Here is a 25634-nt window from a genome sequence, read left to right on the forward strand (position 1 = left end):
AGCAAAGTATATTACTGCTCTTATGCATACTCATATTTGCCTGCACAGCGACAACCTTAGCCCAACCGGCGCGGCAGCCAATTCTATTGGGCGTCGACAATGCGGGAAGCGAATGGTTGGCAAGCAAGACCGGCAACCCGTTCGGTGACGGTTCTGCGCTTGTCAAAAGTGCTCTTGCCGATCTCGGGGTTAATTTTATGGTCTACCACCTTTTCCCAACTAGCGGCGATGGGAACATGGCTCGTCGTGTTCAGGCAATTGACGAGTCAATGCGCGAATGCGGCCTGAAGTATATGCTCAACAATGAGATCCCCAACTTCGTCAAGTCCGCCGAGATCGCCCCGGGAGTCAACGAGTTTACGCATCCGGACGGCACGCACCGCTGGGACCTTCGCATGTCCTGGCTTGATCCTATCCTGCCGCCGCAAAAGGCTGGGCAGGCTGCGCTGCTCGGCGTCACTTATGACGAGTGCGAGCACATGCAGCTGACCGGCAACATGTTTGTCCACACTGATGATAAACAGAGATTTGATGCTCCATTTTTGGTTGATACAAAAGGCAAGGACCTTATTACCTCATACAATCTCCTGGTCGAAAAGTGCAAACAGCTAAAGCGAATCCATTATAAGGATCGGCTGACGCTCTCGACGGAGGACGTATGGCCGGATATGTTCCATATTTTCGCTCGCGCAGGCTGGACCATCACTCCAAAGATTCTTAAAGAAAACCTGAGTTCAGTTGTGATGTCTATTTCTCTTGGGGCTGCACTTGAGTACAAGAATTCGGATGCGGATTGGTGGGTTTCACCGGATCTTTGGTGCAAAAGCTGCTATCCCGGCCATTCTCCGCAGGCGCTGAAGTCGGCTCTTATGATGGGCTACTGGCTCGGAGCTGAAGCTTTGTATGTCGAGAACTTGGATTATCCCGGCAGGCCAGGCAAACGTCATCCGCTTGCTTCACCGACGGGCTCATTGATTTCATGGGAAGATGACGGCTCATATAAGCTGACAAATCACGGAAAAGTTGTCCAGGATTTCTATAAGAGATATGTTCCTGAGCACCCCAGGAGCTATTCCTGGCGGGATTACAGGCCGCGTGTCGCAATTATCCGACTGCCGGACGGAGCCTGGGGCCAGCGCGGAACAATGTATCGTGATCGTCTGCTTGGAAACCCCGATCATCCGATGGACGATGTCAGCGCCGAGTGGCTGCAGGTATGGCCGATTTTAACTCACGGGGTTGCCCGCCCCGGAGCTATTTCGATCAACAATCATAATGTGTATCCCGAATATCCATGGCCGTTTTTCGTGCCGATAGACAGCGTAGCGGTCTTCGACCATCTTGTGACAGGTCCTGTCCTCGACAGCGTCGAGTGTTTCATCGTATGCGGCCATGCTTTATCCGATCAAACGTTCAATGATATTGCTGTGAGAGTGAAGAATGGCGCAACCTGCATAATCTCACGCTCACTGTATAATGCCCACACATCCGGCTCGCTTCAAGGCAAGTGGGTGATTGTGGACTCCTTTACTGACCCGGTCGTATCGACATCACTAAAGCCATATCTCGGTCCACACAACGTCGCCAGGTTCAGGTTCAAGGGCTTTACTGTGGAGTTTAGAGCAGAAGACAACAAGGATGTTGTAGAGCCGAAAATCATACCCGTTAACCACGAGTAAAGCTGTTTATTTGCCCGTGGCCTTTGGCTTAAAAGCTTTAGCCCCTGCTATTCCAGGTTTAGTCATTTCCACAGACGACAGAATTGTGTCCAGTTGTTCCCTGGTAAAGAGCTTCTTCTCGAGAGCGACCTCGCGGATAGTCCTGCCGGTTTTGTCCGCTTCAGTAGCAAGTTCGGACGCTGCTTCGTAGCCTATGTGTGGGCTTAAAGCAGTGAGCATAGCAAAGCTGCCTTCGACGAGCATGCGGCAGCGGTCGGAATTAGCCTCTATTCCCCTGACACACTTATCCGCCAGCAGCAGCGCTGAGTTCTGAAGCAGTTGGAGCGATTGGAATAGGTTATGCGATAGCATAGGCAGAAACGCATTGAGCTCAAGCTGCCCGCTCATCGCCGCGATTGTAATTGCATGATCGTTTGCCATTATCTGGAACGCAGCCTGGCTCACGGCCTCAGTTGCAACGGGGTTTACCTTACCCGGCATAATCGAGCTTCCTGCCTGCAGCGGTGGCAGCTTGATTTCGCCGATCCCGGCTTTTGGCCCGGAGCTTAATATGCGCAGGTCTGATGCGATCTTGGCAAGGTTTACGGCAGCCGCCTTAATAAGTCCCGATACCTCGACATATACATCCGCATTTTGAGTGACGTCTATCATATTCTCAGCCCGAGCCAGAGGGACATTCGTGATCTCACGCAGGATATCTACAACTATATAGACATATTTCTGATCTGCATTAAGACCTGTCCCTATTGCCGTTCCGCCAAGGTTTACCTGCCTGAGGCGTTCTTCGACTTTATACAGCCGCCACCAGTCGCGCTGGACGGCCTGCGCCCATGCCGCAAACTCCTGGCCGAGAGTAATCGGCACAGCGTCCTGCATTTCAGTTCTGCCGGTCTTGAGCACAGCAGCGAAATCGTTTTCTTTCTCCTGAAGCGCGCGCTGGAGTTCGGATGCAGCCTTGCTCGTAGGAATAAGAAGGCGTATAGCGGCGAGTTTGACAGCCGTCGGGAAAACATCATTTGTGGCCTGAGCCAGGTTCACATGATCGAGCGGGTGGACGATGCTGTAATCGCCCTTTTTGCCGCCAAGGATTTCAATTGAGCGGTTAGCGATTACCTCATTGGCGTTCATATTGGCCGATGTTCCGGCGCCGCCCTGAAATACATCGGTTATGAACTGATCGTGCAGCCTGCCCGACGCTATTTCATCGCAAGCTCCGGCTATTGCGTCGGCTATATGCCGGTCCAGGTGTCCTGTGCGCAGATTAGCCAGAGCGCAGGCTTTCTTAACATCAGCGAGCGCACGAATAAGCTCCGGGTGGAGCCTGATCCCCGAGAGATTAAAGTTTTCATGAGCGCGGAGAGTGTGGATGCCGTAATACGCATCCGCTGGCACTTCCATCGCGCCCAGCAGGTCATGCTCAGTCCTTGTTTTCATATCGGTATTATATCACCCGGGCTTGAAACAGAGCGAACGAATCAAAATGCCATTTACCTTGTTTTGGCCTCTGCGGTTAAAACCGCAGCTAAAAACTGCACAAAGTGTCCCTGCGGGCACTGAGGTTTCAGTCGGCGAAGGCCGACTTTGTGTATTTGTAGCAGTGACTTTAGTCGCAAGGCACCATTTAACACAAAATTAAGGTGCGATTGTCCCGGCCATAGAAATCACCGGCTCTCGCACAGCGGCAGCCGGTAAAGTATTATTATTAGATTGATCGTGTCGAGCCACATACGAGCGCAAGATATCTCTCGTGCTCAAGTCCGTTTTAGTGATCTGCGCGTCGGAAAGCGCAGGGCTTGTTATGGCATAGTAGTCTTCGCTTGCAATTGTATAGTATGATGCAGGCTCTGCCTTATTGTTACCAACATATAGCTGACCGTCGCGTATCTCGGCTCCTACAACAGCAGCATTCGGCTGCAGCACAAGTTTATTAATCTGAGCGCCCGTTGCCTTTACAACCACTACTTTGTTATTCCACGGGACCATTTTTCGCAGATCAAGCTCGGTGACAGGTCCTGTTGCAAGTCCGCTCTCAACTCCGTCATATGGCCGGAAGCCTATGTCCGACTTTGTCGCTTCTCGAAGCCTTTCGGCGACCCATGCCGGGGCATTTGATAAAGTGACATCCTTATCAAGTGTACCGATCTTGACCATATACGGCTTTGTGTAGTTCTCGAGTATGATCTCAACGTCTTGCGCAGGCTGAATCGATGAGTCTATATCGATCACTTGATCTTTATAACTCATCACTAGATAACGCCCATCGCTCTCCTTGTGCAGATACAAGTCCAGTTTGCCCAGGGCCTTTCCCCATTCCCCATCCTGACAGATGATTGTTCCGCCTACCCAGCAGGCTGTTTCACTAGCATTATCATTCTTCACAAGAGTCGGTTTATCCAGCCATGTGTGAGAATCGCCTCCAATAATTACATCTATTCCCGGCACAGAGCTTGCCAGCGCGAGATCGGAATCATATCCGATATGGGTCAATGCTATAATGAAGTCGCATTTGTCGGACAGCTCCGCCACCATTTTTTTTGCTGTGGCTATTGGATCGTTAAGCTGTAGCGCTACTGCCTGTGGATAACCGGCAACCCTTGGGGCAGTGAGCCCAAACACCCCTATTTTTATTCCGCCCGCTTCAAAGATATGACAAGGCGCTACCAGCGTGCTCCCTGTCGATTTTTCTATTACATTTGCTGAGATTACGCTAAATTCTGCTTGTTTGATCCTTTCACGCAATATATCCAGACCTAGAGGGCTGGGATTGTTTATGTAGCTGTCTCCTTTGAACTCGTTGTTGCCCAGTGTCATTATGTCATACGGCACAGCGTTCATAACATCGAAATCGGGCTTGCCTTCAAGGTCCTGCAGAGGCCCACGCGTGAACACGTCTCCCGCATCCATCACGATCACCGGATTTGTGGATTCGCTTTTAATTGTTCTGATCATTGCAGCTCTGCGCGCCGCGCCGCCTACATTGGTTTCAGGTTTGCCGAGGGCATTGTAGTCGAATGGAAAGAGATGACCGTGTATATCATTTGTATGAAGTATGGTCAGGGCAAGGTAATTAGGCTTATCTGCCCCAAAGACGGATATTTGTATGCAAAGCGAGAGAATAACACCAAGAAGAGTAAGAATTCTGATGCGTTTGTGCAAATTAAGCATATGCCACCTCGGTTTGGATTATGCGGAATTATATCACATTTAGTGTCGTTTTCGGGAGTATAGGGTAACCAAATTATGTCGGGCGAATCCGTCCCGTCAAGATTACAGTTGGGCGAGGGTAAAGGCGATGGAGTATTATCCTGACTTTCCCGAAGAGGAAGAAAAAGGCGGCCTGGTCAGACTAAGCCGTGTTACATATCAATTGGCAGACGGCCAGCCCGACGCGATGGGTTGGCGAGTACTGGATGCGGATGGCGTGGAGTTCGGCAAAGTATCGGACCTTCTGGCCGATGTCGGTACCGGCCAGATCATATTTGCCGCAGTGACAAGTCATGCATCGGGCAAGACTGCTCTGATTCCAGTTGAAGGGATGTATCTGGACCTCACGGCGGGCGCGGTTGTTGTGCCTGTGAGCCAGTCGGCAATAAGCGAGTGCCCGGAGTTTACGGATGACGTTGTGGATGTGATGCCCTACGTGGAGTATTGGTTGCGAAGAGTTGCTGCATAATTTTTGACGGATACAGGTCGGCAGCGAACCAGAGAGGGCCGGAATATGAGGCGAGTTCCGGCCCTTTTGCTTATTTATGCCTGCATCTTTATCTCCATCGAAAGGCGCGGTGATATTTAGCCACACTCGCTTGACGTCAGGCCAAGAAGAGCCTAGTATGTATGTAAAATAGATGGCTAAAATTTATAGAAGTTTGGGCGAAATCCCGAAAGAATGGACTAGGCCAAATGCTGAATCCATGAGTGTGTTGGCTGCCATCTGAAAGGAGTATCCTTGCAATGGGTGACAAATCTCCAAAGAAAGATGTGAAAGCGCCGAAGAAGGACATTAAAGAGAAGCGCCGTGACAAGCAGGGCAAGAAGGCAAACAAGGGATTGATTCCCGGCTCGACCTCTTGATTCTCTAAAGCACATACATTTCTGTTTTTTTATCCTATCTGGCCCTGGAGAGAACAAAGCCCGGGGCCTTTTTACGGTCATACATCATTAGCTCCCAGGCGCTCTGCTTCACGGAATTCCTCAACAGCTTCTTCTGACCGACCAAGGCGCTGGAGAATATCCCCAAGTTCATCGTGCGCGTCAGCATCATTCGGATTCAGGCGAAGTCCTTCGCGATAGGCCTGGTCGGCAAGCTCCAGCTTCCCGAGTCTAGAATAGCAGTATCCTAGATTGAAGTAGACAGTATCTTCCTCCGGGTTAATTTCCAGTGCTTTTTTATAAAGCGCAATTGCTTCTTCATACTTCTCTTGATCGCGAACTACATTTGCGAGGTTGTAATAAGGCCACCAGTTCTCAGGCTTGATACGTGCCGCCTCGCGATATTCTGCAGATGCCTCATTGAGCTTGCGTAGTCTTTCATAAGCCCAGGCAAGTCTGTAATGAGGGCCATAATCATTGGGGTTAAGGCGAATAGCTTCTTTGAATACCTGTGCACATTCTTCATGACGGTCAGTGTCTTCGAGCACCAAACCAAGCTGATAATACATATCCGGGTCTTGAGGTTCAAGGCGAATTGCCTCGCGTGATTCGGATTCTGCTTCGCCAAGTCTGTTCAATTCTTGCAGTGTTTGTGCTAAGAAGTAATGTGAATCGGCGCATTCTGCATTGAGGCTGATAGAATGAAGACATGCTGCTATTGCCTCTTCTATTTTACCGCAATGTTTGAGTGAAAAACCAAGGCTGTTCCAAAGCATATACTCAGCTTCTTCAGGCTTCAGGCGAATTGCCTCACGATAAGCCGAGACTGCCTCTTCATATCGACCGAGTTCATCGAGCGCGTCGCCCAACCTCCAGTGAGTGTCAGAGTTCTCCGGCATAATTGCAAGCGCCTTTTTATATGCTGCTATTGCCTCTTCATATTTGCCAAGATCGGCAAGGGTCCAGCCTAGCACATCCCAGTTATCTTTATCTTCCGGGTCAAGTCGGACAGCTCCCTGAAATTCCTTCTCAGCATCACTCGTGCGTTTCATTTTCAAATAAAGAGACCCAAGATTATAATGTGCATCTGCATATTCCGGATCGATCCTAATTGCTTCTTGGTATTCTTTCTCAGCATCAACCAGGCGTTCCAGTTTCGAGTAAAGAAGCCCGAGATTGTAATGTGCATCTGCATATTCAGGATCAATTCGTATGGCTTCATTAAGCGCGTCAATTGCCTCATCATATCTCTCAAGGTCCTCGAGAATATAACCGAGCAGGAACCAATAGTCTGGATTTTCTGGGTCGATCCGAATGGCTTCCTTAATGGCAGACGCAGCTTCTTCATGCCGACATTGCCATTCCAAAATATATCCAAGACCCTGATTCAAATGTGGGTTATCAGGCTCAACCGACAATGCCTTGCGGTATACATTTTCAGCCTCTTCAGCTCTATCTACAAGATACAGAGCATAGCCGAGGCTGTCCAATATCTGGACGTCATCAGGCTTTAATGTAACAGCGGCTTGAAGCTCGTCTATCGCTTCGTCGAGGTTACCATCTTCATCTAATTGCTTGTCCAACTCATCGTGGCTGATGTTCTTCATTGTTTTGTTCCCGTGCTTTGTAGTCTATTCAATATAGACTGTCATATAGGAAATGCTCAGTGCCTTGCCACAAACTTTCTCAATCTCAGAGCATTACTGACCACCGACAGCGAACTCGCAGCCATAGCAACAGAGGCTATCATAGGGTTTAGCAGAATGCCGAGCGCGGGGTAGAGTGCGCCCGCTGCAATCGGTATTCCGAGAGTGTTGTAGATAAATGCGAAGAAGAGATTTTTCTTGATATTGGCCATGGTAGCGCAAGAGAGTTCGATTGCTGTAGCGACACCGTTCAGGTCTCCGCTGATCAGGGTGATGTCAGATGATTCGATAGCGATGTCTGTCCCGCTGCCTATTGCTATTCCAAGATCAGCCTGAGCAAGGGCGGGTGAGTCGTTTATTCCATCCCCCACCATCGCGACAGTCCCACCAGTACGCTGAATTTCTTTAACTGCAGCAGACTTGTCACCCGGCAAAACCTCTGCCATAACTTCATCAACCCCGACTTCCGACGCGACAGCATTTGCTGTCTGCTTGTTGTCTCCGGTAATCATCACGACCTTAAGCCCCAGCCGCTTCAATCGTGCGATAGCCGGTATAGATTCGGGCTTAACGGTATCTGCCACAGCAAGCAGCCCTGCGCATTCGCCGTCCACTGCCACATACATAACCGTTTTGCCGTGTGAACCAAGCTCCTGGGCGGACTCATCCAGCGCCGAGGTATTGATGTTGTTCTCACCCATCAGCTTACTCGTGCCGATCAGGATATTCTTTGAGTCGACTGTCGCCCTGATTCCTCCACCTGGAAATGCTTCGAATCGGGTGGGTGAGGATATCTGCAATTTCTGTGATTGTGCGCCCTTCACAATTGCTCCGGCTATAGGGTGCTCACTTGCCTTCTCGGCTGAAGCAGCTATCGTCAGTAGCTGATCCCTGTCAATGCATGTGATTGGAATTACGTCAGTCAGCGACGGCTCCCCGCGTGTGATCGTGCCTGTTTTGTCCAGAACGACAGCGGTGAGCTTTCTTGCCGTCTCAAGAGCCTCGGCGCTTCGGATCAATATTCCGTTTTCCGCTCCTTTGCCCGTTCCGACAGCTACAGCGGTAGGCGTTGCAAGCCCTAGAGCGCATGGGCAGGCGATAATCAGCACAGATACAAACGATATCAGCGCAAATGTGATCGACGGCGCGGGTCCGAATATAAACCAGACCATAAACGCCGCAATTGCAATGCAGATAACCACCGGCACGAATATCCCCGCCACCATATCCGCGAGTTTTTGTATGGGAGCTTTTGTCGCTTGAGTCTGCCTCACCATTTTGACTATCTGCGAGAGCATCGTGTCCCTGCCGATCTTTGTCGCCTCGAACGTGAAGCTGCCCGTCTTGTTGATTGTCGCGCCGATCACTTCATCGCCGGGCTGCTTATCGACAGGCACGCTCTCACCTGTGATCATCGATTCATCAATTGCTGACGATCCATCGGTTATGACCCCATCTACAGGTATTTTCTCGCCGGGTCGCACGATAATCTTTTCACCCACGCTCACCTCTTCAATGGGTATATCGAACTCTTGGCCGTCACGTATAACTCGCGCAGTCTTTGCCTGCAGACTCAGGAGCTTGCGGATTGCGTCTGATGTGTGGCTGCGCGCACGCGCTTCCAGGAATTTACCTGTGAGGATCAGGGTTATAATCACCGCCACAGTCTCGTAATACACATGCGGCTCGACCCCGTATCTTAAGAACAGCCCAGGCGCAATAGTTGCAAATGCGCTGTAGATATATGCTGCAAAGGTGCCCACAGCTATCAGCACGTTCATATCGCTCGCGCGGTTGGTTATGGCTCCGATTGCGCTCTTGTATATCCGCCATCCCGCGTAAAAGAGCACAATAGACGTGAGAACAAACTGAACATATACCAGCGGCGAGGGGGGCATGGCGATCTTCATACCGAAGAAGACCGGCAGCACCATGGATATTATCAGGACGGGCAGGGTAAGCGACACCGAGACGATCAGCCTCATGCGGACGTCCCTGACCTCGGTCTCCATGTCCGGTGCGGACTCTTCGGTCATCTCCCGCTCTTCGGTAATAGGTGTCGCCGTATACCCGAGTTTGTCGACTTTCGATGAGATATCCTTGACCGTGAGCGCATGCGGGTCATATGTGACCGTCGCCCGCGCCGATTCGAAGTTGGTGCTTACATCTGAGACGCCTTCGGTGCGTGAGAGCACTTTCTGTATAGAGAGCATGCAGCTCGGGCAGTGGATGCCGGTAATAGCGAAGTCGGATTCGACACTCTCCGGCATCTCTTCTTTAGTCTGTATCGACTCTTTCTTGCCGCCGAAGAAGAACCATAGCACGAATATTATAAGCGCGATTCCAGCGGCAAGAACTGAATAATGGGTTGTAGACATGATAAACACCTCTGCCGTTATCATACCCACAAATAAGGCGACAGGCAACAGCTTTGATCCCTGTTGCCTGCCGCCTTATTCTATTACCTGTTACCTATTACCTGTTTTTGAATATTGACACACTCTCCAGACCAAACTCGAAGAGTTCGTAGCCGCGCTTGAACTTGGACATCTCAATAAAGCTGCCGGGGCCGATCCCGGTATCCTCTTTGATGCCGGTCCTGCGGTTCGGGCCGAAGCAGTTGACCAGAGTCGTCGCAATATCCAGTTCCAATGTGTTTTTGCCGGATTTCACAGTGTCTGTGATATCCAGTGCAAACGGCTTCCATCTCAAGGTTCCGCACTCTTTGCCGTTGACTTTGACCACAGCCGACGCCAGATTAGCCCGGTTGAGCTTCAGATAAAGCCTTCCTGCGGGTTTTTCAGAGAGCTCAAACTCGGATGAGAGCAATGCGCGTCCGCAATAGAACGGGAAGCCTTCATCTGTCAGGTTCTTGCCGGCGGGCTGTTTGAACTCTGTGATCACATATTGACCGTCAGATATCGGCGAAAGAGAGAATTTACCTGTCAGATAGACTTCTTCCGCTTCAGTCGGCTGATGTTCCTGCCAGTTCGGCACCCTTTCGTGGAAACCTATCCCTGTGATGTTGTTGATCTTTATCCCTTCAATGACGAGCGTGTTTGTTCCCTTCTTAATGACGGGCAGAGGCACTTTTGTGAAGTTGATGTCTTTCCAGCTCTTTGCGGGGTCGAATGCTCCCAGCTCGCCGCGCTCTTTGAGAGCCTTTACCGGCAGGCCGTTGAATGTGATCGAGTCGAGGTTTTCAGCGACTTCTATTGCCGCAACTGCGTTTTCGACTTCACACTCCGAGATGAACTTGTATGTGGCCTTAAACGCAGTGCCGTTGTCGGCTTTGTAATAATAGTCATGCCATGAGCCGCACACAGGGCCTTCGTATGCCACTTTCCCGTCCAGTTCGAGAGTTAAGTCATTGAGCAGCAGCACATTATCCTCCAGAACCCGACAGTCAAACTTGCTGATCACTGCCTCCGGCATGCTCTGTGTGAAGTCGGTAAGGCATACACCCGATCCCAGCACTGCGGGAGCGCTCTTGGTCGCCTCTTTAGCCTCTTCGCCACAGATTATCAATATGCTTCCAGCGGGAGCGAAGTTGACGTCTATCACGCCGTCTTTTGCTTCCAGCTTGTAAAACGATCCATCGTACAGGTCGAAAATTGCCGTTGGCTGATTGCCGGGCATGTTGATTGTCGAGCGTATAGGCCGCTGCTCGTCAGTGTTCACGATAAGGTGACGAGTCGATCCGCCGACCTTCCGAGAGTGGATAAATACTGCTCCGGCGTTCTCTCCGGTGTATTTGTCCGTGACCTTTATCCTGTCCGGGAATGCCTTGGATACTTCTTTTACAGCCTCATCCACATCAAATGCAACCGTGCAATCGGCAATATCCACAGCCGTTCCAATTCCGTCGATCATAGTCGGCAGCGAGCCGGTGAATATGAGTTTGCCGCCGTTTGCCGCGTATTGCTTGAGCAGATCAAACGTATGCGATTTGATGTTGCATGCAGGTGGAACAACCACGCAGCTATACGAATGCTTACCTATCTTAAAGGTCTTGCCTTCTACAGATGCATATTTAGCCATCAGGTTTTCATTCCCAAAGTGGAAGTCGAGCTTTTCGGCCATAAGCTTGGAGGATATATCGGTGAATGCTTCATCATATAACCGCTCCGGCGCTTCGGATGCCGATTTATGCAGCGGTGAATATTCGCTCCACACACTAGCCAGAGGCTGGATCAACAGCACGTCCACCATTCGCTCGCCTTCAGAGACCGCCGCGCATACCCGGGCTTCATAATCTGCGAACTCCTTCTCATCGTTCCACCACGGCTGCTGGTAATAGAGGTTAGCCGGGAAGTCGCGCTTTCGCTCGCCGCGCATCGAGTAGAGCGATAGATGATGATTGACGAAACTTATTCCCAGTGCCGCCTGCCAGTCACCGATCCACTTGCGGTGGAAGAAACTGACCTGCCCGCCTACGCATCCGAACACTTCACAGAAGGAGCGTTCTTTACCGAGTTGATCGGCGGCTGATGTGACCTGCTTGACCGTCAGCAGTTGGCTCGGCCATGTTACGCGCGAGAGTTTGTCTATCCCCGGCCAATGCATAAACTCATAATGAGTCATCACATCGCCCGACCACTGTGTCTGGTATACCAACCCGTCTTCCGCCATGAAGTGGCCGGTCATAATCATGTTGTTTTCACTGCACCAGTCATAGTACTGCTTTGTAAAAGATCGCTTGAAGAGTTCTGTTGCCGCATCGTAGAAGTCGAAGCGCACCTTGCGGTAGTCTTCAATGTCGACAAAGAGCTGCGGCAGCTTGTCTGTCAGGTCATACCCTTTGAGCTGCTTAAAGAAATCCGGCAGAAAATCGGACCACGGCACCACAGGCACGTCATACCTGTGCTGAGCCAGATAGCATGGTTCGTCCGTGAAGATGCCCGGTATTGTCTTGCCGAAGTGCCTGCTGCAGTGCTGTTTATATCTTTCGTGCGTGCAGTTGATGAACTCTCTGACGGCGTCCGGGCTCATCAAATCCACATAGCTTGCCCCGTTGAACCACAAGTCACCAAGAGGCTGCACGCGCTTGCATATATCATACTCTGCACCTTTGTATGTCACGGAGCAGAGAAGCTCATCATTTTCTGTGGCGCCGCCCTTTTTGACGAACACAAGGGCGCGTGATCGATACGCTGCATCCTTTTCGGGCACTTCTCCGCCTGCAAATCCCGACGGCCACTTGTCTTCATCATAGAGCCATGCGTATGTGCCGGTCTTTTCGGCTTCGTCAGCGCAGGCGTTTATCAGTTCAAACCATTCGTCCGACAGATATCCGGTCACAAGCCCGACCCGAGAGTGCATAAAAAAGCTTCCCCAGCCTTTTTGAGCCATTTCGCGAATCTGCCGCCTGAGTTCCTGCTCATCAAGCTTATCGTTCCAGCTCCAAAACGGCGCAGGGCGCATAAGAGCGCCCGGTTGTATCAGTTTATCCAGTGAGTTCATCTGAAGGCTTACTCCAATCAAGCAATGTTTGTTCTTTGTTTTTGTTTGCTCGATACGAGCTGCAGTTCCTTCTTTTTGTTCAATATACCTGCAGGCATTGAGTATTGGCTGTATGCAACGGTGTGGTTTTTTCCAGATGACGGCGGTTTGAATCATCACATCTCTGGCTCCTCACAATTGACGCAAATCCCGGTCTACCATTGAAAAAGCCGAACAATACGGCTAAACTGTAAAAGATAGGTCTATTCAACAAGAAGTTTTTTTGGAGAAGTATCATGAGAAAGGTATCATTTATAGTCGTAGGCGCCGGCAGTCGCGGCAATGCCTACGCAAAGTATGTAAAGGCATTCCCTGATGAGGGGGAGATTATTGCGGTATGCGAGCCGAGGGATGATGTCCGCAACGACTATGCCGATACCTATAACATTCCCGAGAACATGCGCTTTAGAGACTGGCGGGATATTTTGGACAAACCGAAACTCGCCGAGGCCGCCATTATCTGCACGCAGGACGCCGACCATCGTGACCCGGCTGTGGCTCTGGCTGGCATGGGCTATCATTTAATGCTCGAAAAGCCCATGGCTCCAACTCCCGAGGACTGCAAGATTATCTATGATGCCGTAATAAAGAGCGGTGTTATGCTGGCGGTCTGCCATGTCTTGAGATACACTCCGTTCAATCGCAAACTTAAAGAGATGATCGACAGCGGCATCATTGGCAAGGTGCATAATATCCAACTGCTCGAACCGGTCGGCTATTGGCATCAGGCTCACTCCTATGTCCGAGGCAACTGGCGCAATGAGAAGATGTCATCGTTCATGCTTCTTGCCAAGTCCTGCCATGATATCGATCTGCTCAATTACTTCATACCCAGTAAATGCACCGCAGTGTCGTCATTCGGCAGCCTTTCGTATTTCACGCGCGCCAATCAGCCGCAGGGCGCATCGGACCGCTGCGCCGAATGCAGCATCGAGCCAAAGTGTCCCTATTCGGCATTTAAGATTTATATAAGAGATATCACCCATTTCGACAGGTGGCCGGTGAACGTTGTGACTCGCGGCGGCACGCCCGAGGCCGTAAAGCTTGCTCTCAAGGACGGTCCTTACGGACGATGCGTCTTTGCATGCGATAATGATGTTGTCGATCACCAGGTGGTCAACATGGAGTTCGGCGGCGGCGAGACAGCGGGCTTTACTATGACTGCTTTTAATTTGTCAGGCGGCCGGGAGACGTACGTTATGGGCGATCAGGGCACTCTTCGGTGCATCGATCAGGGTATCGAGCACGCCGATTTTTTGACCGAGAAGAAGACCATGGTCGAGCTGGATATGGGCGACGGTCAGATCACTACGGGCCATGGCGGCGGCGATTTCGGTCTGATGAAGAGCTTTTTGTCAGCCGTACGCGAGGATGACCCGTCGCGGATCACATCCGGGCCCGACATCTCGCTTGAGAGCCACTTAATCGTCTTCGCGGCTGAGCGCGCGCGGAGAAGCAAGACAGTAGAGACCTTATAGATGAAACTGTGCAGTTGGCAGTTGTTATCTTGGTTGCAATTTCCGAATCCCAAAGCTTGGAGGTATCCGATAGTGACCAGATTTATTGCTGTAATTGCAGTGCTTGTATGTTTGAACGGCTGTGGAGGAAGCGGCAGTGACTCCAGCGACTCCAACAGAAGTAATGAAATTACTGTATCTTCGACCAGGTCTTCACCTGTCGATATTTCAGTCGATAAGGGTAACAGGGTCATTTGGACCAACGATACGTCAAGCTCAATCAAAATTGTCAGCGGCACCCTGGAGCAGGTGAGCAAGCCGGTCGTGCGCGATGATATCTCATGTCTTTCCGACGGCACGTTTTCACCCGACAGCATGGATGCGGACCTTGGCGATAAAATCGTCTGGCGGAATTTGAGCAGCAAGGACGCTATTGCTGTTGAGATCCTCAATGCTTCCGGCAAAGTGATTAAAAGCCTGCCGATTGAGCCGTCCATGACTGCTTCATTCAACGCATTTCCGAGAGCGGGAAAATACACATATCGAGTTGCAGGATCAACAAAATCAGGCTCGCTTTTGCTCTACGGCGTCCCGACCCCGGACGGCAATTTCGAGAGCATATATCTTGCAAACGGCAGGCAATATTCCACTTTGCTGTTTCAGCCGGGGGTTCAAAACTACTATATAGTTCAACAAAACAGCACCGGTAGAAGCTGCGTAACCGCGAAAATAACCGTGCTTTAGCTGAGTCGAAAAGTTTGAAGGTCAAAAAGTCAAAAGTTTTGCTTTGGCGAAAGCATTTCAACTATGTCATTCCGAGTGGAGCCGGGGAATCCGCTTTGAACCAGGCCTCTCAATAAGCAGATTTCCCGAAGCTCATACAATCTTTTCCCTGATCACTGCGCTAGCGTAGTCCATCAACATGACCACTCCCGCGATGAGCCATATCGCCGTTGCGGCCTGCCGCCACTGCAGCAGGTTCATATACTGGATCAATTGATATCCGATCCCGCCGCCGCCAACTAGGCCGATCACTGTCGCCATACGCACGTTTATGTCCCAGCGGTACAGCGTGAAAGCAATAAACTGCGGCACCACCTGCGGCACGACCGCGTAGACTATCACTTGAAGGTCGCTTGCGCCGGTCGATCTGATAGCCTCTATGGGGCCATGTTCTATGCTTTCGATAGCCTCCGAGTAGAGCTTTCCAAGCGCGCCGATCCCATGGATAGCAAGGGCTAATACGCCCGCAAACGGCCCAATCCCCACAGCCGCGACTGCAATCACGGCAATAATCAGCACCTCTACAGACCGCAGCACACTGAAAAGTCCCCGCACAATGCCGTAAATTGCTTTTAATAATGCATTCCCGGACATCAAATTGCGCGCTCCCAAAAAGCTCAACGGCAGCGCAAAGATCAGCGAGAGCGCCGTCCCGATGAACGCGAGATATATAGTCTCGAACATTCTTGGCGCTGCATCTTTGAGGGTGCTGCTCAGGCTCCATCCGCCTGTCGGCACATCCATCTGCGCCTGCACGAAATAGTCGCCGGGTATATAGCGCGGGTTTACAAAAGTCTTCTCGAATCGACCATTCCGATCGGTATGAAACACCCCGACAGGCATCTCATCAGCCCCAAGCAGGATCAGTGAGCCTTTTGAGTTGGGCGCAAAGTTTTTCCCTGTAACAGTAATCGACTCGGCCTTCTTGACCATGCTGGGGCTTATCGTAATCACCGGCTCGCCGCTTTTTACCACAGGCTGCTCCACCGACTCCGGCGCGCCCGGTCCTACGACTATATACTTGGTTGTCGCGCTCAGGTGCCTGGTCTTGCGTGAGACAAAGTCCGGGTTGCCCAGCCCCGAGACAATATTGCCGATGACGCTTCTCTGTTCCGGCTGAAGCGACGGAACGTGTATATCGGTAACTTTCCACGCCGCCACGAAGTTAAGCAGCAATATCAGAATGACAGGCCCGGCAGCCGAAGCCGCGATTCCCTTCGCCAGGCAGCGTGCATCCCATATATTCCAAAGCCATATCAAAGCCATCCATCCGGCAAGCCACGGCGCACCCACTCCGTAAAATAGGGCAGCCTGTGCGGCAAGCCCGACAAAAAGCGAGATGCCTCGTGTCAGTTTACCTGCGTATATCTGACCCAACCCGGGTATCAAAGCAGACAGCACAGAAGCGAGTATCGGGTTTTTGGGTGGTTTAGTCTCGCTCATCAACATATCTCCACCTGCTCGGCGTCCTCACCATAGATCTGTTTGAACCTGATATCGTCAATCTCATCAGGTAGGCCGTCAAAGACTATTTCACCTGCTTTTAGTGCGACTACCCGGTCGGCGTATCTCCTTGCAAGGCTCAGGAAGTGAATGTTACACAGCACAGTCATCCCGTCGCGCTTGTTCATCTGTTCCAGGTGATCGAGCACAGTGTGCGCGGTTGCCGGGTCGAGTGAGGCAACGGGCTCATCAGCCAGAATCAGCTCAGGCTTTTGCATCAGAGCACGCGCAATGCCTACGCGCTGCTGCTGGCCGCCTGAAAGTGAGTCTGCCCGTTCAGATTCTTTTTCCAGCAGCCCGACCCGCGCCAGGTTGGCTCTTGCGTCTGCTATATCCTCACTGCTGAATATATGCGCCAGACTTGCCGCGGGGTTGGCATATCCCAGCCTGCCGCTTAGGACATTGGTCAGCACGCTGGAGCGTTTTACGAGGTTGAAGTGCTGAAATATCATTCCTATCCGCCGTCGAATTTCTCTGAGGTCTTTTGCGGCAGTGACTTCTATGTCGTCGAGGGATATTTTGCCCGATGTAGGTTCGATGAGGCGGTTGATGCAGCGAAGCAGCGTGCTCTTGCCTGAGCCGGATAATCCGATTATTGCGACAAACTGACCGGCAGGCACTTCCAGCGATATTTCATTTAGTGCCCGAGTCCCGTTCGGATATACCTTTGTCAGGTTTTCAATTTTAAGCATTATATTCTTGTCCAAGCACGCTTGGTGTGCCTGCATCTACTGAAATACGAGTCCCCGTAGGGGGACTTTGTGTTTTCGTTGCCGCGAATTCATTCGCCGGGAAACTGATCACTCGGCAGAAATGCTCCCCATCCGCTGGGAATAGCTTGCCTGAATACGGTCGTTGGGGGTATACTAGCTGCGGCTAAAACATGGTGCCGGAGACCGGAGTCGAACCGGTATGAGGTCGCCCTCGGTGGTTTTTGAGACCACTGCGTCTGCCATTCCGCCACTCCGGCAAATGATAAGTCATTATACTTTTTCCAATCAGGGCTGTCAATCGCAATAGTCCGGGGAGTGTCCAGTTCTTCGGGAAATGACCTCTATACTTCGCGGGCGAATGCCCCGAAGGTTGGCATTATAGCGGGGCAGCTTTTTAGGCGTGCCGGAAGGGCGAGGCTCCCGCTGAGCCATAACTGAGCGTTAGTGGTTCCGGGCTCTTAGCTCTCCACTTTCAGCCATTAAAGGAGACACACAATGAGTGACGATATGCAAGACCGACCGCAAGAGCCGGAGCAGCCTCAATCCGGTCAACCTTCACAGTCGACCGGGCAACCAGGCCCGCAGCCGGGCTACAGACAGTATGCGCCAGGGCCAGGCGGCTATCAGGCGCCTCCACCCGGCGCGTGGCAGTATGTCCCATATCAGCCGCAGTCCAAACCCAGATACTGGATTCCTATTGTGATAGTGTTGGGCGTGTTGTTCCTGTTTTTCATATTTACAATCGGGATCATCGGCGCAATCGTAGGCGGCGGGGCAGGCACTACAGTGGAGCGCGGCTCTCACGTCGCGCTGATACGGGTTAACGGCGTGATAACAGCGGGCACAAGCGGCGGCAGTCCTTTTGGAGAGAGCGTCTCGGGTTCTGAAGATATAGTAGAGCAGCTTGAGCAGGCTCGAAAAAACAATGGCGCAAAGGCCATTGTAATCAGGATCAACAGCCCCGGCGGCAGCCCCGCTGGCTCCGAAGAGGTCTATAACGAGATCAATCGTGTGCGCGATTCGGGTAAAGTGGTGTATGTCTCGATGGGCGATGTCGCCGCTTCAGGCGGATATTACATTGCCTCGCCCTGCACCAAGATATATTCGGACGCAAATTCAGTTACCGGCAGCATAGGCGTTATTATGTCAACTGCCGACATGAGCGAACTTTATAAGAAGATAGGTTATCGCCCCGAGGTGATCAAGTCCGGCAAGTTCAAGGATATCGGCTCACCCAACCGGGCTATTACTCCCGAAGAGCACGCGCTGCTTCAGGAGATCATAAACACGACTTATATCAACTTCGTAAAGGCAGTTTCCAAAGGGCGCAATCTGCCGTTCGATCAAGTTAAAAAGATAGCCGACGGGCGCATATTCACAGGCGACCAGGCGCTTAAGGTCAAACTGGTGGATGAGATTGGCGGCCTGCATGAGACAGTGAGAGCCGCAGCCAAGGCAGGCGGAATTAAAGGCGCGCCCAAAGTGGTTGAATATGGCCGCAAGGGATTCCTGCAGAGCCTGCTTGGCGGAGATTCGTCCAAAGCATCCGCCGAGCTGGACAGCGCAGTCACGCGTAAAGCTCTTGAGCTGATCTTGAGAAATCAGGGAACCACGGTGTCTCCGAGGTGACAATGACCGATAGGAAGAGACTGGTCGTAATTGACGGCAACAGCCTGCTCTACCGCGCGTTTTTCGCTATGCGGTATCTGTCGACCGCGAGCGGCCAGCCGACTAATGCCGTCTATGCACTGACTATGATGCTCCTGAGGCTCTTCGAGGAAAAACCGGACTATATAGCCGTTGCCTTCGACACGCCCACGCCTACCTTCAGGCATGTGGAGTATGAAGAATATAAAGCGCATCGCAAGCCGACCCCGGACGCACTGATTGAGCAGTCGCCGGTCGCTCGTGAGCTGATCCGCGCATTCAATGTGCCCGTGATTGAGGTTCCCGGCTATGAAGCCGACGACATCATCGGTGCAATGGCCAAAGATGCAACGGCTCGCGGCTGGGAGACCACCATCGTCACAGGCGATCTCGATGCACTGCAGCTTGTCGACGAGAGCGTCAGAGTTATGACTACAGTAAAGGGCGTTACCGATACTGTCGAATACGACTCAAATGCAGTCAAGGATCGCTTTGGCCTTACTCCCGATCAGATAGTCGATTATAAGGCTTTGAAGGGCGATTCGTCGGACAATATTCCCGGTGTGCCCGGAATAGGCGACAAGACGGCAGTGAGCCTGCTTCAGGAATACGGCACACTCGAAAACCTGCTCAATCATGTCGGCGATCTTCCTGAGGGCAAGGCCAAGAAGGCGCTGCAAGCCAATGAAGAAATGGCGCATCTCTCCAAGCACCTTGCTACGATAGTCACTGACCTGCCGGAGAAGCTGGATCTGGACGATTACGCCAGGCGCGAACCTGACTATGATGCCCTTCGGGACCTGTTCGTAAAACTCGAGTTCAAGACAATGCTCAAGCGCCTGCCCGAGATCGGGATGGCCGAGGGCAAAGCCGCTCCCGAGGAGAGGGTCGCACTGGGAGCATGCAGCCGGATAGAGTCAGCAGATGAACTCAAAAGACTTATCGATTTGCTCAAATCAGAGGGCGGGTTTGCCATGCAGTGCCACACTGCCAACGGTAAATCGATCGATGCAGAGATAATTGGTATCAGCTTCTGCAAGGGCATAGGCGACACTGCATACGTTCAGGTAATTGACCCTGCCAAGAAATCGACCGGCTCACTTGAGTTGGGCTTCGATGGTCCGTTCCAGGCCGACCTCAGTGCATTTAAGGAAGTCCTCGAATCGGATAAGGTTAAAAAATTCTGTCACGATTCAAAGCTCAATCATGCAGCTCTTGCCCTGCGAGGTGTTGTGCTCAGGGGCGTCACGTTAGACTCTATGCTCGGCGCATACCTGCTCGATTCATCCAGAGGCTCCTTTGAGATAGGGGATGTCGCCTTTGAGCAGCTCTCACTTGAACTGCCTGGTGTGACCTCTAAGCAGGAAAATAAGATTGATGACGCCACTCTGATCTGCGGCGAGGCCGAGGCCATATACCGTGTCCGCGAGCCTATCGAATCGCGCCTGCAAAATGACGGTCTTATGGACCTCTATACCAAAGTCGAACTCCCGCTTGCCCCGATCCTTGCTGAGATGGAGCTTAACGGGGTCGCGGTCGATGTGAGCCAGCTCGGCAACCTTTCGATCACTCTTGATGTCGATATACGCGAGGTCGCTCAGAGAATTTACGACCAGGCGGGCGAAGAGTTTAACATAGGCTCGCCCAAGCAGCTTCAAGTGATCCTGTTTGAAAAGCTCGGCCTGCAAACATCGAAGAAGACCAAGACAGGCTACTCTACCAGCGCGTCCGCATTGGAAGAACTCGCAACGGACAACCCGATAGTAGCTGATATATTGCACTATCGCGAGCTTACCAAGATCAAGTCTACATATGCAGATTCGCTTCCCAAGCTCATAAACCCGAGAACAGGCAGGATTCATACGTCTCTAAACCAGGCCGTCACAGCTACTGGTCGGCTTTCGTCGAGTGATCCTAACCTGCAGAATATTCCGATCAGGACAGAGCTTGGCAGGCAGATTAGAAAAGCATTTGTTGCCGCGGGCGATAACCTGCTCGTCTCAGCCGATTACTCTCAAATCGAGCTGAGAATATTAGCCCATGTGACCGATGACGCGGGTCTGGTCAAGGCATTTGAAAACAACGAGGATATCCACACCGCCACCGCCTGCACGCTCTTTAATGTCGAGCCGCATGATGTCAGCCCAGAGATGCGCAGGCGAGCCAAGACGGTCAATTTCGCTGTGATCTACGGCATGGCCGATTTTACTCTCTCAAAGGCCTTGGGAGTATCCGTCAAAGAGGCTCACGACTTTATCGAGACCTACTTCGCCAGGTTCCCGGGTGTGCGGACTTTTACCGATGAGACGATAGCTATTGCCCGCGAAAAGGGATATGTGACAACCCTCATGGGCCGCCGCAGATATATGCAGGATATCAACAACTCCAACAGAAACATCAGGCAGTTTGCCGAGCGCGCAGCGGTCAATATGCCTATCCAGGGCACAGCCGCAGATATCATGAAAATCGCCATGATCCGGGTGCATGACGCCTTGAAAGAGGCCGGCATGTCGAGCAAGATGCTCCTACAGGTCCACGACGAGCTTCTCCTTGAAGTGCCGCCTAGTGAACTTGATACCGTCTGCAGCCTTGTCCGCGAGGGTATGGAGCATGCCGTCGATTTACGGGTCCCGCTGAGGGCGGATGTGAAATCCGGCAAGAACTGGTCTCAGATGACTGCCGAGCGCGAAGAAGAACCGTTGATTGATCTCGGCGACTAGCAGTCCGCCCATCTCCCTCTCCTGGGGGAGAGGGTTGGGGTGAGGGCGCAATCTGATTTGGTGTTGGTGTATCGGGAATCTTGTTCCCGATACGTGCTGCTCGTTTCGGGAATAAATTCCCGATACACCCAAGAAGATAAATCATTATTTCGGATGGTCCAGGATTATCCCGGACCCCATATCAGGGATTTCAATCCCTCTATATAGCGGGGGTGCAATGAAAGGTATATATAATTGTGAAGTGATAGCGCACAGCGAGGTATCGCCTGGGGTGATCCGCTCGCTGCTGCACTGTCCTGAAATAGTGCGGCAGGCCCAGCCGGGGCAGTTCGTGAATGTCCGGGTGGCGGCTACCACTACAGATCCTCTGCTGAGGCGTCCGTTTTCGGTGCATGCCGTCTACCCAAACGAGGGACTCTTCTCACTGCTCTATGTGCTGGTGGGCAGGGGCACAGCGCTGATGAACAAGATCGCTGCTGGTGAGAACGTCAGTGTTGTGGGGCCTCTGGGTCGTGGGTTCGACCTGGGAGACTCGACCGGCGCACAGCACATAATAGTGGCAGGCGGGTGCGGCGCGGCTCCACTGCACTTTCTCAGCGACAGGCTCTGCGCCCTGTGGGGATGCGAAAACGTTAAAGTGCTTACGGGAGCTAGGAGCAAAAATGCTTTGCTCTGTGAGGCTGAGTTTATCTCGCATGGAGTAGAGGTTGTAGTCTCAACAGACGACGGCTCCTACGGCCACCACGGCCTTGTGACCGAACTCCTGCAGCGCCGACTCTTCAACTCACAACTCGAAACTCATAACTCACAACACATACGAGTCTACTCCTGCGGTCCTAACGCCATGATGCGCGAGGTCGCAAGGATTGCTCACGAGGCGGGCGTGCCGAACTGCCAGGTCTCACTGGAAAATAACATGGCCTGCGGTCTTGGAGTGTGCATGGGCTGCGTGCAGAAGATCAAAGGACCGGTACCGGGGGATACATCCGGCAATAACTGGCATCGTGAGAGAGTCTGCAAAGACGGGCCGGTGTTCAACGCGGAGGACATAATATGGGACTGACAAAGCCTGACCTGAGCGTGAATATCGGCAAGATCAAGATGAAAAATCCCGTCACGGTCGCCTCGGGCACATTTGGGTTTGGCCAGGAGATGGCCGATTTCTACGACCTGGGTCGCCTCGGCGCGATCACAGTCAAAGGGACGTCTCTGGAGCCTTGGTCGGGTAATGATTATCCGCGCACTGTCGAGACACCCTCGGGTATGCTCAACGCCATTGGCCTTCAAAACGACGGTCTCGATGCCTTTGTAAACGAAAAACTGCCGTTTCTAAGGCAGTTTGATGTGCCGGTAATCGTGAACGTGGTCGGCCAGAGTGTGTATGAATACGCCCGTGTATCGGAAGTCCTCGGCAAGACCGAGGGCGTCCACGGCCTGGAGCTGAACGTCTCCTGCCCCAACGTAAAGAAAGGCTGCCTGGCGTTTGGAAACAGCCCTGAAGGCATAGCCGAAGTCGTCAAAGCCGTGCGGGAAGTCACTGACCTTACTCTGATAACCAAGCTCTCGCCCAATGTAACCGATGTCGTATCAATTGCAAAGGCGGCTGTCGAAGCGGGCAGTGATGCTCTCTCTCTGATAAACACCTTGCTAGGAGTTGCAATCGATCCATGGCGAAAGAAGTTCAGGCTCGCCAATATCACCGGCGGGCTTTCGGGCCCAGCGGTGAAGCCCATTGCGCTGCGGATGGTGTGGCAGGTGGCGCAGGCTGTCGATGTCCCGATCATCGGGATGGGCGGGATTATGAACGAGATGGACGCGGTCGAGTTTATGCTTGCCGGGGCGGATGCGGTTGCAGTCGGCACAGGCAACTTCGTGAACCCTATGGCCGCTGTGGAGATCATAGACGGCATCGAGGAATATCTGGCGTCCGCCAATATCAGCGACGTCAAGCAGATAGTGGGGGCTGTAGGCAAGTGAAAATCACGGCATTTCTCGGCAGCCCGCGCGCGAACGGCAATACGGACATCATCACATCCAGGGTCATTGACGGCGCTCGTGACGCGGGAATTGAGACCCAGACTATCGCCCTGCGAAAGCTCAATGTCAGAGGCTGCGTAGGCTGCAGTATGTGCTGGAAAAATGGTAAAATGTGCGCTGTTGATGATGATATGACCGCGCTTTACGACGTGATATCCGGCAGCGACGTGCTCGTGTTCGCTACTCCCGTATACTGGTATGCCCCGACTGCCATTATGAAGGCTTTTATAGACCGCTTCGTAGTGTTCAATCATCCTTCGGGCAGGCCACTGATCGAGGGCAAATCTGCAATTATAGTGACCGCCTATGAAGAAGAGGGTCCCCGCGCAGCCGAGCCGATGCTCAAGATGTTCGATCTGAGCTTCGATTACCTTGGTGTGAAGCTCGTAGATACTATCGCAGCCGACGGCGTCTCTCATAAAGGCGATGTAATCGGCAGACCGGATATTCTTGAAAAAGCGTATTGCGTCGGTCTTGCTCTTGGCGGGCGGTAGTAGCCCCTCAATAAATCAAGGGTGCAAAGCCCAACGCTTTCTGCCAGATGAGTGAGAGCACAATACAAAGCGGAGCCTGAATATATTTTGAGAAGAAGTAATAATGCTCCTTTTTCATATTGATATGCAGCTTCTTTAGGAGTTCTTCGCCGAATGTAGTTTTGCTGTCTTTGCCGTACTCGATTATTGTCAGTGCGCAGCGCCCGAATATCATGATATGAATGCCCCACACAATATATATGAGAACATTGATCCACCATGAAAACAGAATCGGCAGAAAAGTGAATGCCAAAGTAATTATTGTGTGTAGAACAAATATGAGAATTCTCATGCTCACCCAACCCCCTTATGATGGTTCGAGATTATGGTTCCCAACTAGCCTACCACAAAATACCGTTTAGCCGATACCGGAGATTTGTCCTGCTTATAACGAAAAGCAGCAAAACAACTGAGAGAGCGCACCGCGCAGGCATGGCTGTTGGTGGATGCCAAGACATGTATCCCCCTCACCCCGGCCCTCTCCCGCCGAGGGGGAGAGGGAGCACCTGGCACTGAAAGGCAGGCTCTCTACGTTCGCCCTGATCGACCGGTTCCGGCAAAACAAACTCACGCTTGGGCAGGGGTCGATTTGAGCTTGGAACGGGGTCGGGATTGAGTTTGTTTTGTGAGTTTTGATTTTGCTCGCGTTCACGCTTGCGGGCGAGTGCGGCGATAGCCCTGTGGAGCTGAATATCGCTCAGGCGCTCGTGCTTGATTATGCGCTCGTAGGTCTTGCCGATACTGTTGGGCAGGCCGCGGCGTTCGAGGTAGCGGTCCTCGACTGCCTGGGTGATGATCAGACGCCACGCGCACCGCGCAATGCGCTTGACCAGGACTTCCTCAACAGCATCCTTTGGCCTGTAGTGGCGGCAAAAATCCTCAAGGACCTGCTCATATGTGACGCCTATATCCTGCGCGAGGGTCTCCAGACCCTGCGGCGAAACTGCCGTGAGGCCATGCTTCATTGCGTTGAGTGAGACTCTTTTTTTGCCTTCCTCTGTCTTTGGACCTCCGATTCCTTTCCTGCTGATCATTGGATTTGTCCTCCGTTGTGAGTTATGAGTTGTTATGGGTTATGGGTTATGGGTTGCGAACGGATGTTTGATTACTGGGATATTATGCCATGTTCACTGAGAGTTGTCAACAGTTTTTTTGAAAAGAGTTTTTCGGGGGATTTCAAGCACGTGAGTATACTGATGGTCCGGGATTTGAGAGGGTGTCTCAAAAATCGAAAATCGAACAGAATTAGCGTTATCGGCAGGTCTCAGATGTCATTACACTTCTGGGAAGCCCTTTCCTGCTAATCCTCACTTCGTGAGTTTCTT

At 52.0% G+C, this 25634-nt stretch carries 18 protein-coding genes and 1 tRNA gene; 9 read left to right on the plus strand and 10 right to left on the minus strand.

Annotated elements, in window-relative coordinates; all coding sequences use genetic code 11:
• Positions 1 to 116 precede the first annotated feature (116 nt).
• A complete protein-coding gene (locus ABFD83_04330; GenBank protein MEN6356294.1) occupies positions 117 to 1679 on the plus strand; it encodes a hypothetical protein in 1563 nt (520 codons plus the stop codon).
• Positions 1680 to 1685: 6 nt separating this feature from the next.
• Here the strand turns inward: ABFD83_04330 and ABFD83_04335 are convergent, their stop codons facing one another.
• A complete protein-coding gene (locus ABFD83_04335; protein ID MEN6356295.1) occupies positions 1686 to 3113 on the minus strand; it encodes an aspartate ammonia-lyase in 1428 nt (475 codons plus the stop codon).
• A gap of 198 nt (positions 3114 to 3311) precedes the next feature.
• The gene (locus tag ABFD83_04340) at positions 3312 to 4844 is read right to left on the minus strand and encodes a bifunctional UDP-sugar hydrolase/5'-nucleotidase (GenBank protein ID MEN6356296.1); all 1533 of its coding nucleotides are present in this window, start codon (positions 4842 to 4844) and stop codon (positions 3312 to 3314) included.
• Between the two features lie 127 nt (positions 4845 to 4971).
• Here ABFD83_04340 and ABFD83_04345 point away from each other — a divergent pair, with 127 nt between their 5' ends.
• Positions 4972 to 5352: a PRC-barrel domain-containing protein gene (locus tag ABFD83_04345; protein MEN6356297.1), complete on the plus strand. Its 381-nt coding sequence runs from the start codon at positions 4972 to 4974 to the stop codon at positions 5350 to 5352.
• Positions 5353 to 5827: 475 nt separating this feature from the next.
• Here ABFD83_04345 and ABFD83_04350 read toward each other — a convergent pair whose 3' ends face one another.
• From ABFD83_04350 to ABFD83_04360, 3 genes are all read right to left on the minus strand, one after another.
• The gene (locus ABFD83_04350) at positions 5828 to 7375 is read right to left on the minus strand and encodes a tetratricopeptide repeat protein (protein ID MEN6356298.1); all 1548 of its coding nucleotides are present in this window, start codon (positions 7373 to 7375) and stop codon (positions 5828 to 5830) included.
• Positions 7376 to 7431: 56 nt separating this feature from the next.
• Positions 7432 to 9792, minus strand: coding sequence for a heavy metal translocating P-type ATPase (locus ABFD83_04355; protein ID MEN6356299.1), 2361 nt, complete (start codon positions 9790 to 9792; stop codon positions 7432 to 7434).
• A gap of 97 nt (positions 9793 to 9889) precedes the next feature.
• The gene (locus ABFD83_04360) at positions 9890 to 12877 is read right to left on the minus strand and encodes a glycoside hydrolase (GenBank protein MEN6356300.1); all 2988 of its coding nucleotides are present in this window, start codon (positions 12875 to 12877) and stop codon (positions 9890 to 9892) included.
• A 275-nt stretch (positions 12878 to 13152) separates the two neighbouring features.
• On the opposite strand from ABFD83_04360, the gene ABFD83_04365 reads away from it, so the two are divergent.
• Both ABFD83_04365 and ABFD83_04370 read left to right on the plus strand, forming a co-directional pair.
• Positions 13153 to 14394, plus strand: coding sequence for a Gfo/Idh/MocA family oxidoreductase (locus ABFD83_04365; protein MEN6356301.1), 1242 nt, complete (start codon positions 13153 to 13155; stop codon positions 14392 to 14394).
• Positions 14395 to 14466: 72 nt separating this feature from the next.
• Positions 14467 to 15117, plus strand: coding sequence for a hypothetical protein (locus tag ABFD83_04370; GenBank protein ID MEN6356302.1), 651 nt, complete (start codon positions 14467 to 14469; stop codon positions 15115 to 15117).
• A gap of 132 nt (positions 15118 to 15249) precedes the next feature.
• Here the strand turns inward: ABFD83_04370 and phnE are convergent, their stop codons facing one another.
• The 3 genes from phnE to ABFD83_04385 all read right to left on the minus strand — a co-directional run bounded on the left by phnE (position 15250) and on the right by ABFD83_04385 (position 17629).
• Positions 15250 to 16599 (minus strand): phosphonate ABC transporter, permease protein PhnE, encoded by a 1350-nt coding sequence (phnE, locus tag ABFD83_04375; GenBank protein MEN6356303.1) that lies wholly within the window; start codon positions 16597 to 16599, stop codon positions 15250 to 15252.
• The gene (gene phnC, locus ABFD83_04380) at positions 16599 to 17351 is read right to left on the minus strand and encodes a phosphonate ABC transporter ATP-binding protein (protein ID MEN6356304.1); all 753 of its coding nucleotides are present in this window, start codon (positions 17349 to 17351) and stop codon (positions 16599 to 16601) included. Before phnC ends, phnE begins: the two co-directional genes overlap by 1 nt.
• Positions 17352 to 17543: 192 nt before the next feature.
• A tRNA-Leu gene (locus ABFD83_04385) sits at positions 17544 to 17629 on the minus strand.
• Between the two features lie 238 nt (positions 17630 to 17867).
• On the opposite strand from ABFD83_04385, the gene sppA reads away from it, so the two are divergent.
• The 5 genes from sppA to ABFD83_04410 all read left to right on the plus strand — a co-directional run bounded on the left by sppA (position 17868) and on the right by ABFD83_04410 (position 24270).
• Positions 17868 to 19001: a signal peptide peptidase SppA gene (sppA, locus tag ABFD83_04390; protein MEN6356305.1), complete on the plus strand. Its 1134-nt coding sequence runs from the start codon at positions 17868 to 17870 to the stop codon at positions 18999 to 19001.
• Between the two features lie 2 nt (positions 19002 to 19003).
• Entirely contained in the window at positions 19004 to 21739 is a 2736-nt protein-coding gene (gene polA / locus ABFD83_04395) for a DNA polymerase I (GenBank protein MEN6356306.1), read from the plus strand.
• Between the two features lie 217 nt (positions 21740 to 21956).
• Positions 21957 to 22802 carry a dihydroorotate dehydrogenase electron transfer subunit gene (locus tag ABFD83_04400; protein MEN6356307.1) on the plus strand — a complete coding sequence of 282 codons (846 nt, stop codon included), beginning with the start codon at positions 21957 to 21959 and terminating at the stop codon, positions 22800 to 22802.
• The gene (locus tag ABFD83_04405; protein ID MEN6356308.1) at positions 22799 to 23716 is read left to right on the plus strand and encodes a dihydroorotate dehydrogenase; all 918 of its coding nucleotides are present in this window, start codon (positions 22799 to 22801) and stop codon (positions 23714 to 23716) included. Before ABFD83_04400 ends, ABFD83_04405 begins: the two co-directional genes overlap by 4 nt.
• Positions 23713 to 24270: a flavodoxin family protein gene (locus tag ABFD83_04410; GenBank protein MEN6356309.1), complete on the plus strand. Its 558-nt coding sequence runs from the start codon at positions 23713 to 23715 to the stop codon at positions 24268 to 24270. The genes ABFD83_04405 and ABFD83_04410 overlap by 4 nt, the downstream gene beginning before the upstream one ends.
• Before the next feature lie 7 nt (positions 24271 to 24277).
• Here the strand turns inward: ABFD83_04410 and ABFD83_04415 are convergent, their stop codons facing one another.
• Positions 24278 to 24601 carry a hypothetical protein gene (locus ABFD83_04415; protein MEN6356310.1) on the minus strand — a complete coding sequence of 108 codons (324 nt, stop codon included), beginning with the start codon at positions 24599 to 24601 and terminating at the stop codon, positions 24278 to 24280.
• 175 nt (positions 24602 to 24776) lie between these two features.
• A complete protein-coding gene (locus ABFD83_04420) occupies positions 24777 to 25343 on the minus strand; it encodes a hypothetical protein (GenBank protein ID MEN6356311.1) in 567 nt (188 codons plus the stop codon).
• Positions 25344 to 25634 lie beyond the last annotated feature (291 nt).

It is taken from the genome of Armatimonadota bacterium, assembly GCA_039679645.1.
GTDB lineage: Bacteria > Armatimonadota > UBA5829 > UBA5829 > UBA5829 > UBA5829.

Coding starts and splice junctions, on each gene's coding strand:
- ABFD83_04335 (MEN6356295.1), bottom strand. CDS start 3,113: ATGAAAACAAGGACTGAGCATGACCTGCTGGGCGCGATGGAAGTGCCA.
- ABFD83_04340 (MEN6356296.1), bottom strand. CDS start 4,844: ATGCTTAATTTGCACAAACGCATCAGAATTCTTACTCTTCTTGGTGTT.
- ABFD83_04345 (MEN6356297.1), top strand. CDS start 4,972: ATGGAGTATTATCCTGACTTTCCCGAAGAGGAAGAAAAAGGCGGCCTG.
- ABFD83_04350 (MEN6356298.1), bottom strand. CDS start 7,375: ATGAAGAACATCAGCCACGATGAGTTGGACAAGCAATTAGATGAAGAT.
- ABFD83_04355 (MEN6356299.1), bottom strand. CDS start 9,792: ATGTCTACAACCCATTATTCAGTTCTTGCCGCTGGAATCGCGCTTATA.
- ABFD83_04360 (MEN6356300.1), bottom strand. CDS start 12,877: ATGAACTCACTGGATAAACTGATACAACCGGGCGCTCTTATGCGCCCT.
- ABFD83_04365 (MEN6356301.1), top strand. CDS start 13,153: ATGAGAAAGGTATCATTTATAGTCGTAGGCGCCGGCAGTCGCGGCAAT.
- phnE (MEN6356303.1), bottom strand. CDS start 16,599: ATGAGCGAGACTAAACCACCCAAAAACCCGATACTCGCTTCTGTGCTG.
- phnC (MEN6356304.1), bottom strand. CDS start 17,351: ATGCTTAAAATTGAAAACCTGACAAAGGTATATCCGAACGGGACTCGG.
- sppA (MEN6356305.1), top strand. CDS start 17,868: ATGAGTGACGATATGCAAGACCGACCGCAAGAGCCGGAGCAGCCTCAA.
- polA (MEN6356306.1), top strand. CDS start 19,004: ATGACCGATAGGAAGAGACTGGTCGTAATTGACGGCAACAGCCTGCTC.
- ABFD83_04400 (MEN6356307.1), top strand. CDS start 21,957: ATGAAAGGTATATATAATTGTGAAGTGATAGCGCACAGCGAGGTATCG.
- ABFD83_04415 (MEN6356310.1), bottom strand. CDS start 24,601: ATGAGAATTCTCATATTTGTTCTACACACAATAATTACTTTGGCATTC.
- ABFD83_04420 (MEN6356311.1), bottom strand. CDS start 25,343: ATGATCAGCAGGAAAGGAATCGGAGGTCCAAAGACAGAGGAAGGCAAA.